Below are 13,561 nucleotides of genomic sequence, written 5' to 3' on the forward strand. Positions count from 1 at the left end.
AGAAGGAATACAAATTTTATTAGAAAATGTCAAAAGAGACAAATTCAGCAGAGGTTTTATTAAACCAAAACGTAGCACCAGAACAATTTGATTGGGATTCTTTCGAATCAGGTCTTGATGCTGATGCAAGAAAAGAAAAAAGTGATTTAGAAGAAATCTACAACGGATCTCTTAGCAGTTTAAATGATAACGACGTTATCACTGGTAAAGTTGTAAGATTAACTGATAAAGAAGCTATCGTTGACATCGACTTTAAATCAGAAGGTGTTATTTCTCTTAACGAGTTCCGTTACAACCCAGGCCTTAAAGTAGGTGATGATGTTGAAGTAATGGTAGATAGAAGAGAAGACAAAACCGGACAACTACAATTATCTCACAGAAAAGCCAGAACACTTAAAGCTTGGGATAGAGTAAACGAACTTCACGAAACTGGAGAAATCGTTAACGGTTTTGTTAAGTCTAGAACTAAAGGAGGTATGATCGTTGACGTTCACGGAATTGAAGCATTCTTACCAGGTTCTCAAATTGATGTTAAGCCAATTAAAGATTACGATCAGTTCGTAGGTAAAACTATGGAGTTCAAAGTTGTGAAAATCAACCCTGAGTTCAAAAACGTAGTGGTATCTCACAAAGCATTGATCGAAGCAGATATCGAAGGTCAGAAAAAAGAAATCATCGCTCAGCTTGAAAAAGGTCAGGTTCTTGAAGGTACTGTTAAGAATATTACTTCTTACGGTGTATTCATTGACTTAGGAGGTGTTGATGGATTGATCCACATTACAGACCTTTCTTGGTCTAGAGTGAACCACCCATCTGAAATCCTTGAGGACGGACAGACTGTAAAAGTTGTTATCCTTGATTTCGATGACGAGAAAACAAGAATCCAGTTAGGTATGAAGCAATTAGAAGCTCATCCTTGGGATGCTCTTTCTGCTGACATGAAAGTTGGTGACAGAGTAAAAGGAAAAGTAGTAGTTCTTGCTGACTATGGTGCATTCGTAGAAATCGCTCCAGGTGTAGAAGGATTAATCCACGTTTCTGAAATGTCTTGGTCTACTCACTTAAGATCTGCAGGAGACTTCGTGAAGGTAGGTGATGAAGTAGAAGCTGAAGTATTAACACTAGACAGAGAAGAAAGAAAAATTTCTCTTGGTATCAAGCAGTTATCTAAAGATCCATGGGAAAATATCGAAGCTAAGTATCCGGTAGGATCTCAGCATGTAGGAACTGTAAGAAACTTCACTAACTTTGGTGTATTCGTAGAGTTAGAAGAAGGTATCGACGGATTGATCTACATCTCTGATCTTTCTTGGACTAAGAAAATCAAGCACCCATCTGAATTCTGTGCAGTTGGTGATAAATTAGATGTAGTAGTTCTAGAACTTGACATCCAGGCTAGAAGATTATCTCTAGGTCACAAACAACTTCAAGAAAATCCTTGGGATAAATTCGAAACTAAATATGCTGAAGGTACTATCCACGCTGGTAAAGCTGTAGAAGTTCACGATAAAGGAGCTTCTGTACAGTTTGAAGACGTAGAAGTAGAAGCTTTCTGCCCATCAAGATTATTAGAGAAAGAAGATGGATCTAAAATCAAGAAAGGTGAAGATGCTCAGTTCAAAGTAATCGAATTCAACAAAGAGTTCAAAAGAGTAGTAGTATCTCATACTGGTATCTTTAGAGACGAAGAGAAGAAAAACGTAAGAGAGTCTTCTAACAACAGATCTAATAATACATCTTCTTCAAACAATGAAGAAAGATCAACTCTTGGAGATATCGATGCATTAGCAGAATTGAAAAGAAAAATGGAAGAAGGTAAATAATCTTTAACTCCATTGATCATATGAAGCCGCTCATTTGAGCGGCTTTTTTTTGTTATCATTTCAACTTGGATTGATTCCTGCAATCAGGACAGGGAAAGTAACCTTGTTAAATATTTTTCTACAGAAAGGTTTTTATAAGAAGGGTTGGTGTAACTTAATTATGAAAAATGATAAAATGATGTTGAAAATGGTTATTTAAAATTAATTTTATCATTGATAATATTGATCATTCAAATCAATGGATCGCCACAAGCTCTGCTTGCGGCGATTTTATTTATCTATCATGCTGATGCCTCCGATATTTCATTATTATATTGTAACTTTGCGGGCTGTAAAAAAATTATGAAGAAGAAAAATATACTTAAGGGAGTTTTGTTCGTAGGGATTGGGGCCAGTATATACGGAATGCTGGCTACATTTGTTAAAATGGCTTATCATGATGGCTATACCACTTCAGAAGTCACTACTTCCCAGTTCTTGCTGGGGTTGATCGGACTTTTAATCCTGAATTTTATACAAACTATTACATCAAAACAGAAGCTTTCATCACCGAGTTCCAAAGAACTGAAGATGCTGATGATTGCGGGAACATCTTTAGGATGTACGAGTCTGTTCTATTATATTGCAGTTCAGTATATTAATGTTTCCATAGCGATTGTTCTGCTCATGCAGTCAGTTTGGTTCAGCGTTGTTGTGGAAAGTATAATTGCAAAGAAACTGCCCAATGCCAGAAAAGTAGTTTCTGTGATCATTGTACTGGTAGGTACTATACTGGCTACAAATCTGATTAATATGGATATTGAGCTCGACTGGCATGGAATCTTCTGGGGATTAATGGCAGCAGCTTCCTATACAATGACCATGTTTACATCCAATACGCTGGCTACACATCTTCCTGTATTCAGAAAAAGTATCATTATGCTTTGCGGAGGGGCAGTAGTAGTGATTGCATTCCTGTTTTTTGCCCAGATTGGACCTATGTACTCTGACGGGTTAAGATCATTATATCTCAATTTCACAGAAAATACAGAACATATTCACTCGTTCAATTATTCAATATTCTGGACATATGGATTTGTACTTGCTTTATTTGGAACTATTATTCCGCCAATTTTGTTTAATATCGGTTTCCCGAATGCAGGGCTTGGCTTGGGAAGCATTGTTTCATCGCTTGAGCTGCCGGTTTCAGTAACCATGGCTTTCGTTTTACTGGGAGAAAAAGTTTTACTGATACAATGGGCGGGGATTGTCCTTATCCTTTTTGCAATTGTACTGATGAATCTTCCTGCAAAAAAGGAGCTGAAAGGAGTAGAAGTAGCTTAAAAAAATAATCATAAATAATATTAAAAACCGCTTATTTTGAAGCGGTTTTTTTAATTTTAATACTTCAAATAAAGTTTCCTATGAGATATTTCAGAAAAGTTACGGCGGTTATTATGCTGTCTGCAGTACCGGTTTTTATGTTTTCGCAGATAAAACCATTAGATGCAATGCTGTCGGAATACCAATATCCCTACGAGGTTCATTTTATAGACCTTAAATCCCAGGACAATCATCTTAAAATGGCTTATATGGACGTACAGCCGCAGAAACCTAATGGAAAGACAATCATGCTTCTCCATGGAAAAAATTTTAACGGAGCTTATTGGGGAAAGACGGCAAAAGACCTTTCAGATAAAGGATTCAGGGTGATTATTCCGGACCAGATAGGATTCGGAAAATCATCTAAGCCTCAAAGCTACCAGTTTTCTTTTTCACAGCTGGCCGAAAATACCAAAGCCATATTAGATGAGCTGGGAATTGATAAAACAATAGTGCTGGGGCATTCCATGGGAGGGATGGTTGCAGCAAGATTCACACTGCTTTATCCTGAAAAAGTCCAGAAGCTGATCCTGGAAAACCCTATAGGGCTGGAAGATTATAAAACCTTTGCAGCTTACCAAACCATAGATCAGGCCTATCAGTCTGAACTTAAAAATACGGCCGAAACCTACAAAGCTTACCAGCTGAAATTTTATTATGATAATAAATGGAAGGATGAATATCAGCCGTGGCTGGATCTTATTGCCGGCTGGACTTTGCACAAAGATTATCCGCAGGTTGCATGGGATGCTGCCCTGACTTCAGACATGATCTATAACCAGCCTGTATGCTATGAGTTTAAAAATATCAGCACACCTACATTGCTTATTATCGGGACAAGAGATAGAACGGCAATAGGAAAAGACAGGGCTCCTAAAGAATTACAGCCTAAAATGGGGCAGTACCAGGAACTGGGAAAAAAGACACAGCAGGAAATTTCCGGATCAACATTAATTGAGCTCGAAAATGTAGGCCATCTTCCTCATATAGAAGTGTATCCAAAATTTTTTAGTGCTTTGTATGAGTTTATTAAGTGAGGTTGAGGAAGGATAAGGCGGAGGCGATTAATATTAAGCTGTGCTTTATTGATTATTAGGTAAGTTTTAATTTTTAGCGAAAGATTCCAGTCTTGAACTTTTGGTTCATTTTGTTTCAAGACAAGAGAACTAATTGAACAATAGTTTTTTTTAAATTAAAATTGTAAAAATGCTTTCAAAGCCCTGCAGTTATTGCAAAATAAAAAGAGACTACCTGAATAGATAGTCTCTTTTTGTATGTATTGTTGTCTGAATTACTTTTTCTTGTAAGCAGCATCCTTGATTCTAGCTTTTTTACCTCTAAGGTCTCTGAAGTAATAAATTCTAGATCTTCTAACTCTACCTCTTCTGTCAACTTCAATTTTCTGAAGCGCAGGCATGTTGATAGGGAATACTCTTTCTACACCTACATCACCACTCATTTTTCTGATAGTGAAAGTTTTTGTAGCGCCAGTACCTCTCAATTGGATAACGGTACCTTTGAAGAACTGAGTTCTTGTCTTTTGTCCTTCTTTAATTTCGTAATACACAGTAATTGTGTCTCCTGCTTTGAATTCAGGGAAATCTTTTTTAGTAATGTACTGGTCTTGTACGTACTTTAATAAATCCATTATTAATAAAAATAAAATGTTAAAGCTAAGCAACTTACACGTTCTTCGTCAGAGGTTGAATAACAGGTCGCAAAGATACAAAATACTTTTTAATTCTACCAAATAAATAATATACTAAAAACTATAATTTTTTCACCCCGGATTTGCCGTAAAGTTAACAGTTCCTTTAAGTTCCCATCAGGCACAGTTTATATGGGAAGTTTACTTTTGCCCGAAATTAAAAAATGCAGATCATTATTTTTTTAATGAACTGATTTACAAATCGAAATAATCTATACAAAACTAAACTATTATGAAACATTACTTCTTCTTTTTCTGCTTTGCCGTCCAGATGGCATTCGGACAGACGCTGTTTCCTTACCTCCAGAACCCGACGCCAAACTCAATGATCGTCAACTGGAAAACAGCTTCCAACAATGAAACAACTGTAATCTATGGAACATCTCCTGCCAGCCTGAACGTGACGGTTACCGGAACAACCAACATTTTTTCCGATACAGGGTATAATAACAACTATTATTACCACACTGCAAAAATTGCAGGCCTGCAGCCCAACACCAAATACTACTATAAGATAAAGACAGGAACCACCGAATCATCAGTCTATAATTTCAGAACGCTTCCTCTTCCGGGGCAGGCAGCTACTGCCGACGGTAAAATACGTTTCCTGATCATGGGAGACAACCAGATTAAAGCGGAACCAAGATATGACAGCCTTACCCTGAACGCCTTCAAAAAATTAAAGCAGAAATTCGGAGCCAATTCCGATCCTTCTGATAATATTGCGCTTACCTTTATGGTAGGAGACCAGGTGGATGTGGGAACATTGGACCATTATGAGAATGTCCATTTTAAAAAGAACATCAAATTATCGCCGTATCTTCCTATTCAGACAACGGTAGGAAACCATGAGACTTATGGAACTCTTGGGATGAATTCTTATTATGCCCATTTCTATATCGATGAAATTAAATATAAAAATATTTCATCTGGAAACGAGAACTATTATGCCCAGCAGGCCGGAAATGTCCTGTTTGTAAGCTTAAGTTCGGAACATACAGGAACTGCCCAGCAGACATGGCTTTCCCAGATTCTGAATGAAGCTAATGGTGACCCTACAGTAGACTGGATTATTTCTTTAAGCCATAGACCCTATCAGGCAGAGCAGTATGTAGGGGATATTTCTACTTGGGTAAGAAATAATGCAGTGCCGCTTTTGACGACTTCAAGTAAATATTTAATGCACGTCGGAGCTCACCATCATTTATACCACAGAGGTCAGCTGAAAGATACCCCGAATTACCAGATCATTTCCGGAGGAACAGCGTGGGACCAATATTGGGGAATGTCCAATGAGCAGGATTTTGATGATGTACAGAAAACACTGACCGACTGGACATACCAGATCGTGGAGGTAGATGTACAGACTGGAAAAGTAGATGTTGAATGTTACTCCATAGGAGGAGTTTATAACAGAAAATACAATGAGCTGGTGGATACTTTCCACAGATATAAAAACCAGCCGAAACCTTCAAAACCGTCTGTTACCAATACTTTTTCTGCACCGGTAACGCTGCCTCTGACTTTGAATGGAAGTGCTTTTGCGTCATCTAACGGAGAATTACTGAATACCACACAGTTTCTAATCAGTAAGGCATCAAATTTTTCAGTGATTGAAAAAGAATTTTACCGTGATTATGAAAACTGGTTCGGAAAAGACGGAAACGGAACTCCGGATCACACAAAAAACTTAAACGCCGGGGTTGATATTACAAAAGCAACCATTCCTGCCAATTCTATTTCAAACGGGATGTATTATGTAAAAGTGCGTTACAGGGACAGAAACCTGGAGTGGAGCGACTGGAGCGACGTGAAGCAGTTTGAGGTGTCCGGAAGTGTAGTTTCCAATCCTACCTTTGCATTGGACAAAACCGAATATACTCAAAGTGAGCCCATTACTGCCACTTATACCGGAGGACCTGGAAATCAGCAGGACTGGGTGGGAATTTATAAAAAAGGACAGACCCCGGCAACAGCCACTTCGCAGAGTTTTCTTTATACAAACGGACAGACGGCAGGAACAGCTGTTTTCCCTAATGGTCTGGCTAATAAAGGACAGTATTTCGCTGGCTTCTTTGCCAACGGAGGATACACCGAAATCACAGGAAGAAAAAGTTTTTATGTAGGCCCGAAAGTACAGCTTCAGGCTACTGCGGATACCTATCCTGTAGGAGGAACGGTAGTCATCAATTACAGCAACGGACCGAATCTGGTAAAAGACTGGATCGGGATTTATAAGATGGGACAGACACCGGGAACGAATCCGTCTATTAAATGGAGCTACGTAACAACCTCATCCGGAACATTGAACTTTACAGGTCTTCCGAAAGGATATTATTATGCCCAGTATCTGCTTGAAGACGGATATAATGGAATAGGAGATAAGGTATTCTTTAAAGTAGGGGATATCGTAACGGAACTGTGGATCAACAAGCCTGTATATACATTAGGTGAAAATATTACAGCTTCATGGACGGATTCCCCGGGAATTATCAAAGACTGGCTGGGAATCTATCCTCAGAGTGTTCAGACTCCGGACGATAATTTTGTTTCTTATACTTATTTTGATGGGGTTACCCAGGGAACAAAAACCATTCAGGGGACAGCACTTCCTACAACACCAGGGAATTACTATATGGTGATGTTTACGAATGACTCTTATACAGAAGTTTCAAACAGGAAACAATTCCAGGTAACTTCCGGAACACTGGGAACTGATGAAGTAAAAAGCACGGAGAAAAATGTAGTTTTATACCCGAATCCAACGAAACCGGGTGAGCCTACATTCATTAAAAGTGATTACCCGATTGAGAAAATTGAGCTGGTATCTGCATCAGGGCAGTTGCTTTATGAATCCAAAAACATCAACAATCAGCGTTTCTCTCTGGTGAATGAAAATCTTCCGAAAGGCGTATACTTCGTAAAAGTTCACACCAGGAAACTATTTACTTTAAAACTGGTGATACAGTAGAATAGTATGCTAACAACATATTAGAAAGAAGCGGGAAATAACTTTCCCGCTTTTCTATTGATGAAACTGAACAGTAAAAATAAAATAACGATGACCATCTCTTTTACTTTTAAATAAGGTCATTAAAAACAAAAACCGGCCATTACAAACAGCCGGTTTTTCCATTAAAATTTGGGGGATATTTTTAAAAATCATACAGAAGATCATCTTCCTGAATGGTTGTACTCAAAACGTTATAAATATCCTGATCTTCAACCTCTGCAAGGATTTTTGAGTCCTGGATAAGCTTTCCTTCCGGATTATAAACTTTTAACAGGATCCACTTTCCGCTGCGCTCCATTTCCTTTATCCCGGCTTCCGTTTTATATTTAATTTTTCCACTCTGAAGCACGCCGTCTTTTACAACAGCTTTGTTGCCTGCTTTTCCTTTTACATACTGTACAATCTGCGCAGTGAAACCTTCAGTTTCTTCCAGAGATTGTGTATAGGTATACATTAAACCGCCTTTATCATCATACACGGTAGCATCATATCCGTTCTGCTTTGCATTCAGCTTTTTCTCATATTTTATCTTTTCATCTTCCCTGAAAGACTTCGAAAGAACCAGAACACCGTCTTTATACTGCTGCTCACTAAGTTCATCATACAAAGTACCGCTGTAAGGCATCTCGTCTTTATAAGTTAAAGTGCCCTTCAGCCTTCCGTCCGGATGATAATATCTGATCTCCTGTACTATGTCATCCTTTAGAGTTTTTTCAGATGATAGCTTTCCATTTTCATCAAAATATTTATTCAGAATAACCGAACCGTTTTTATAAACATCAATGGCAGAAAACCCGGTAAATTCATAATTAAACTGATAATCCTCACCATCCAGAGGTTTGTAGTAATCAGATTCCTTATCGTAAGCAAAGGTTAGATTTCCTATTTTTTTACCGGTTTCGTCGTAGGTAGTTTTATAGCCGTCTTTTTTATTTTTTTTCTCTTCCTGCAGAATGTTTCCGTTTTTAGAATATATAATGCCTTCTTTTACAGTTCCGTCACGTTTATATTTCTCAATTTTGGATACCTTCATCGGATTATAATAATATTCTACCAATACATCATCATCAGAGTTATCCCCTCTATTTGTACCTATTTGCTTTCCCTTGTCACCGTAGTATCTGGTTTCATATTTTCCTTTATTATCAGCAGTTACCTCATACCGGATTCCTTTGATGTCTTCATCATAAACAACAGTCTTAAAGCTGTCAGCGCTTTCATAGGTGGTAATGCTGTTATAGAAAATTGCATTCTCAGGGTCTTTATAGATGTAGACTTTTCCTTTAAACGTACCGTCTTCCTGATAAACCAGATCGTCCAAAGGTCTTCCTTTCTCATCAAATGTCTGGGACGGTCCTGTCTGCTTTCCACCCGAAAATGTTCCTGTATTTAATACTTTACCTTCCGGCGTGTACCAGGTCACTTTGCCTTCATAAACTTCGCTGCCCGGGGTGGCATCCGAAGCAAGCCCTTCCATCTGAAGCTTTCCGTTTTTGTAAAAATCTTTAATTAAAATAAGCTTTCCTTTATTCTCTGTTTCCCGGTAAAATTCCATTTTATCCTGAGTGGTTTTCTCCCAGTTTTCGTCAAAATAGATCTTCTCCTGTGCGGCTGCACTGATGCTGAGGACTAAAGCAAGAATCGCTGACGTAAATAATTTTTTCATGTTTTTTATTGAATTTTAAATGATGTTTTAATTATTGAAATGTGTTTTTTAAGGCCCGAAATATTCTTAACAATCGGAAATACAGAACAAAGAAGCCTGCTGAAGAAAAATTTCATACAATGTATCTAACGAATTTATTTTATCATATCGCCTGACAGAAATGGATAATATTCTCTACTGTCAGTTTTGCCGTGTCAAATATAAATCAATTTACTGAGAAATAAAGAAAATTTAAAGTATAAAACCTCCGTGAGAACACGGAAATTTTACTTCATCCGCTTGGCCATCTTCTCTTAAAAACAGAATAGATTTCGTCTTTAGGATATATGATAAAATTTATTAAATTTAACGGACAGAAAATCTAGTATTTCATGATAGATAAAAGAGTAAAAAATGCGAAGGAAGCCATCAGCGGAATTGAGGATGGAATGACCCTGATGTTGGGCGGATTCGGTTTGTGCGGAATCCCTGAAAACTCCATAAATGCTTTGGTAGAGAGCGATGTAAAAGACTTAACCTGTATTTCAAATAATGCCGGTGTGGACGATTTCGGATTAGGACTGCTGCTGCACAAAAGACAGATCACAAAAATGATTTCTTCTTATGTAGGAGAAAATGCAGAGTTCGAAAGACAGATGCTTTCAGGAGAACTGGAGGTTGAGCTTACGCCTCAGGGAACTTTGGCAGAAAAATGCAGAGCGGCCCAGGCCGGAATTCCTGCTTTTTATACGCCTGCAGGCTACGGAACGGAGATCGCGGAAGGTAAAGAAGTAAAAGATTTCGATGGCAAGCCTCACATCCTGGAACACGCATACAAAGCAGACTATTCCATTGTGAAAGCCTGGAAAGGAGATCATGTAGGAAACCTAATCTTTAAAGGTTCAGCAAGGAATTTCAACCATCCTATGGCAGGTGCAGCAAAAATTACTATCGCAGAAGTAGAAGAGCTGGTAGAACCGGGAACATTAGATCCCAACGAGATCCATATTCCGGGGATCATGATCCAGAGAATTTTCCAGGGTGAAAAGTTTGAAAAGAGAATAGAGCAGAGAACAGTTCGAACAAAAGAATAAATATTCTAAACCATAAAAGTCACAAAAGTTAAATTAAATCAGAAGTTTAGATGAAAATCTAAGAGTTTCTAAAAAGCTTAAGTGTTAAAAACTTTTGATTAAATATTATAAATAAAAAGCGCTGAAAATGTTTTCAGCGCTTTGTTTATATTATGCTTCCGGTGAAATGAGCATTTTTCTTTCCCCGATCTGCTGTCGCCACATAGCGTAATACAATCCCTTTTCGGCTAGTAAATTATCGTGAGATCCCATTTCAATTACCTGTCCGCGTTCCAGTACATAGATTCGGTCTGCATGCATAATCGTGCTTAAACGGTGGGCGATAAGAACTGTAATTTGTTCTCTTTCTTTTGAAATGTCTTTTATGGTAGAGGTAATTTCTTCTTCCGTAATACTGTCCAAAGCGGAAGTTGCTTCATCAAAGATCAATAAATGAGGTTTTCTTAAAAGCGCTCTTGCAATGGCGATTCTTTGTTTTTCGCCACCGCTCAGTTTCAGTCCGCCCTCACCGATAACGGTTTCAATACCCTTTTCTGCTCTTTCCAGTAATGCTGTACAGCTCGATTTCTGCAGCGCAATATCCAGTTCAGATTCTGTAGCATTAGGATTTACAAAAAGAAGATTTTCTTTAATGGTTCCTGCAAAAAGCTGCGTATCCTGGGTAACAAAGCCAATCTGGTTCCTCAGTTCATCAAAATCAAATTCTTTTCCATTGATGCTGTTGTAAAAAATATTTCCTTCCTGGGGCCTGTATAATCCTACCAGCAATTTTACCAATGTACTTTTCCCTGAGCCGCTTGGCCCCACAAAAGCAATGGTTTCTCCATTTTTAACATCAAAAGATATATTATTTAAAGCTTTATACTGAGCCGACTGATGTTTGAAAGAAACATGTTTAAATTCAAGTTCTTCAATAGCCCCGATCTGTTTTGGATGGAGCGGCTTTTCTTCCACATTTTTCTTCATTAGATTATCAAAATTGAAAAGAGAAGCTTCAGCCTCACGGTAAGAAATAATGATGTTCCCGATTTCCTGCATCGGTCCGAAAATAAAGAAACCATAAAACATCAGAGAAAGATATTGTCCGGGAGTCACAATATTTTTAAAAATTAAAAGCAACAGGGTCATGGTAATCATCTGCTGAAGAAAATTGACCATCGTTCCCTGGATAAAGCTTAAAGAACGGATGCTTTTTACCTTTCTCAGCTCAAGTCCAAGAATCTTGTAGGTGTTGTTATTTAAACGGATCACTTCCTGATTGGTTAAACCTAAACTTTTAACAATTTCTATATTTCTTAAGCTTTCTGTAGTACTTCCGGCTAAAGCAGTGGTTTCCGAAACGATATTCTTCTGAATACTTTTAATTCTTTTACTCAGTAAATTGGTGATGAAGGCAATCAGGAAAATTCCGCAGATATACACAGGCATGATCGACCAGTGCAAACGGATCGCATACACGGAAACGAAAATAATGCTCACTAAAATTCCAAAGAAAATATTAATAAAACTGGTGATGAACTTTACAGTATCTTCCCTTACTTTCGTTAAAATAGACAAAGTTTCACCACTTCTCTGATCCTCAAATTCCTGATAAGGCAAGGCCATTGAATGTTTTAAACCGTCTGTAAAGATTTTTGCACCAAACTTTTGAGTGATCACACTTACTGCATAATCCTGAAATGCTTTGGCAATGCGGCTTACCATCGCTGTTCCGATGAGCAGCCCTAAAAAATAAAACACACCATGATAAATTCCTTCTCCGTATAAGTATTGGTTCAGATTTCTGGGTAAAAGTTTTTCCTTATCAAAGAAATTGGGATGCGTTACCAGCCGGTCCAGGATATTACCCGTAATAGCCGGAGCAAATAAAGAAAAAACCTGGTTTATGGTTGCCAATAATAAAGAAAGGATAATCAACCATTGGTAAGGCTTGAGGTATCTTAAAAGTATTTTCATTTTTAATAAATAATGTTGCAAAATTAGAGATATTATTTTGACTTATGGTATTAATAATTTTCAATCACAAAGCCCTTTTGTATTCAAGTGAAAAGAATTAAATTGCAGTCTAAGTTTTTATTATGCTTACAAAAGAACAAATTGCTAAAAGGATTTCAAAAGAACTGAAAGACCGTTATTATGTAAATCTGGGAATAGGCATCCCTACATTGGTGGCTAACTACGTTCCGGATGGTATTTCCGTAGAATTTCAGAGTGAGAACGGAGTGCTCGGGATGGGACCTTTCCCGTTCGAAGGCGAAGAAGATGCCGATATCATCAATGCCGGAAAACAGACCATTACAATTCTGCCGGGAGGTTCATTTTTTGATTCAGCCTTTAGTTTTGGAATGATCCGCGGTCAGAAAGTAGACCTTACTATCCTTGGAGCGATGGAAGTTTCAGAAAACGGAGATATTGCCAACTGGAAAATTCCCGGAAAAATGGTAAAGGGAATGGGCGGTGCAATGGACCTTGTTGCTTCTGCAGAAAATATTATTGTTGCCATGATGCATGTAAACAAAGCAGGGGAAAGCAAAATACTGAAAAAATGCAGTCTTCCGCTTACAGGGGTTAACTGCGTGAAAAGAGTAGTGACCGAACTGGCTGTACTGGACGTGACTCCAGCCGGATTCAAACTGGTGGAAAGAGCTCCCGGTGTTTCAGTGGAGCACATCGTAAAATCTACAGAAGCAGATCTGATCATTGAAGGTGAAATTCCTGAAATGCAATTCTAAATAAACAAAGCCTTGTCACCGACAAGGTTTTTTTATTCATTTACCCGCCGATTTTTCTCACTGTAAATGTAAAGAATTGTAAATGTTCTCAAAAGTGTTATGGAAAAACTACTCAACCGACATAGGAAAATGTAGCGTTAAAAAAATAAATCCTGTGAACGTTAAGAAAATTCTACTGTTTGAA

The 13,561-nt window shown here is 38.0% G+C and carries 9 protein-coding genes; 6 read left to right on the plus strand and 3 right to left on the minus strand.

Annotated features, from left to right (window positions below; genetic code table 11):
- Positions 1-26: 26 nt before the first annotated feature.
- The 3 genes from rpsA to AC4IFE_RS11010 all read left to right on the plus strand — a co-directional run bounded on the left by rpsA (position 27) and on the right by AC4IFE_RS11010 (position 4,222).
- The gene (gene rpsA / locus AC4IFE_RS11000) at positions 27-1,823 is read left to right on the plus strand and encodes a 30S ribosomal protein S1 (protein WP_111960397.1); all 1,797 of its coding nucleotides are present in this window, start codon (positions 27-29) and stop codon (positions 1,821-1,823) included.
- A gap of 342 nt (positions 1,824-2,165) precedes the next feature.
- A complete protein-coding gene (locus AC4IFE_RS11005) occupies positions 2,166-3,146 on the plus strand; it encodes an EamA family transporter (RefSeq protein WP_490757048.1) in 981 nt (326 codons plus the stop codon).
- 80 nt (positions 3,147-3,226) lie between these two features.
- Positions 3,227-4,222 carry an alpha/beta fold hydrolase gene (locus AC4IFE_RS11010; RefSeq protein ID WP_490757049.1) on the plus strand — a complete coding sequence of 332 codons (996 nt, stop codon included), beginning with the start codon at positions 3,227-3,229 and terminating at the stop codon, positions 4,220-4,222.
- A 254-nt stretch (positions 4,223-4,476) separates the two neighbouring features.
- Here the strand turns inward: AC4IFE_RS11010 and rplS are convergent, their stop codons facing one another.
- A complete protein-coding gene (gene rplS / locus AC4IFE_RS11015; RefSeq protein WP_034704964.1) occupies positions 4,477-4,833 on the minus strand; it encodes a 50S ribosomal protein L19 in 357 nt (118 codons plus the stop codon).
- Positions 4,834-5,125: 292 nt separating this feature from the next.
- Here rplS and AC4IFE_RS11020 point away from each other — a divergent pair, with 292 nt between their 5' ends.
- Entirely contained in the window at positions 5,126-7,864 is a 2,739-nt protein-coding gene (locus AC4IFE_RS11020) for a fibronectin type III domain-containing protein (RefSeq protein WP_490757050.1), read from the plus strand.
- Between the two features lie 184 nt (positions 7,865-8,048).
- Here the strand turns inward: AC4IFE_RS11020 and AC4IFE_RS11025 are convergent, their stop codons facing one another.
- Entirely contained in the window at positions 8,049-9,572 is a 1,524-nt protein-coding gene (locus tag AC4IFE_RS11025; protein ID WP_490757051.1) for a toxin-antitoxin system YwqK family antitoxin, read from the minus strand.
- Between the two features lie 371 nt (positions 9,573-9,943).
- Here AC4IFE_RS11025 and AC4IFE_RS11030 point away from each other — a divergent pair, with 371 nt between their 5' ends.
- Entirely contained in the window at positions 9,944-10,645 is a 702-nt protein-coding gene (locus AC4IFE_RS11030) for a CoA transferase subunit A (RefSeq protein WP_336379982.1), read from the plus strand.
- Between the two features lie 150 nt (positions 10,646-10,795).
- On the opposite strand, the gene AC4IFE_RS11035 is transcribed toward AC4IFE_RS11030, so the two are convergent.
- On the minus strand, positions 10,796-12,601 hold the full coding sequence (locus tag AC4IFE_RS11035; RefSeq protein WP_490757052.1) for an ABC transporter ATP-binding protein: 1,806 nt from the start codon (positions 12,599-12,601) through the stop codon (positions 10,796-10,798).
- A 122-nt stretch (positions 12,602-12,723) separates the two neighbouring features.
- On the opposite strand from AC4IFE_RS11035, the gene AC4IFE_RS11040 reads away from it, so the two are divergent.
- Positions 12,724-13,377, plus strand: coding sequence for a CoA transferase subunit B (locus tag AC4IFE_RS11040; protein WP_306844701.1), 654 nt, complete (start codon positions 12,724-12,726; stop codon positions 13,375-13,377).
- Positions 13,378-13,561: the final 184 nt, after the last annotated feature.

Source organism: Chryseobacterium sp. UF-81 (assembly GCF_058245105.1).

Bases quoted from the DNA above. Each gene is read 5' to 3' on its own strand.
- rplS (WP_034704964.1), bottom strand. From the start codon at position 4,833: ATGGATTTATTAAAGTACGTACAAGACCAGTACATTACTAAAAAAGAT.
- AC4IFE_RS11010 (WP_490757049.1), top strand. From the start codon at position 3,227: ATGAGATATTTCAGAAAAGTTACGGCGGTTATTATGCTGTCTGCAGTA.
- AC4IFE_RS11035 (WP_490757052.1), bottom strand. From the start codon at position 12,601: ATGAAAATACTTTTAAGATACCTCAAGCCTTACCAATGGTTGATTATC.
- AC4IFE_RS11030 (WP_336379982.1), top strand. From the start codon at position 9,944: ATGATAGATAAAAGAGTAAAAAATGCGAAGGAAGCCATCAGCGGAATT.
- AC4IFE_RS11040 (WP_306844701.1), top strand. From the start codon at position 12,724: ATGCTTACAAAAGAACAAATTGCTAAAAGGATTTCAAAAGAACTGAAA.
- AC4IFE_RS11025 (WP_490757051.1), bottom strand. From the start codon at position 9,572: ATGAAAAAATTATTTACGTCAGCGATTCTTGCTTTAGTCCTCAGCATC.
- rpsA (WP_111960397.1), top strand. From the start codon at position 27: ATGTCAAAAGAGACAAATTCAGCAGAGGTTTTATTAAACCAAAACGTA.
- AC4IFE_RS11020 (WP_490757050.1), top strand. From the start codon at position 5,126: ATGAAACATTACTTCTTCTTTTTCTGCTTTGCCGTCCAGATGGCATTC.
- AC4IFE_RS11005 (WP_490757048.1), top strand. From the start codon at position 2,166: ATGAAGAAGAAAAATATACTTAAGGGAGTTTTGTTCGTAGGGATTGGG.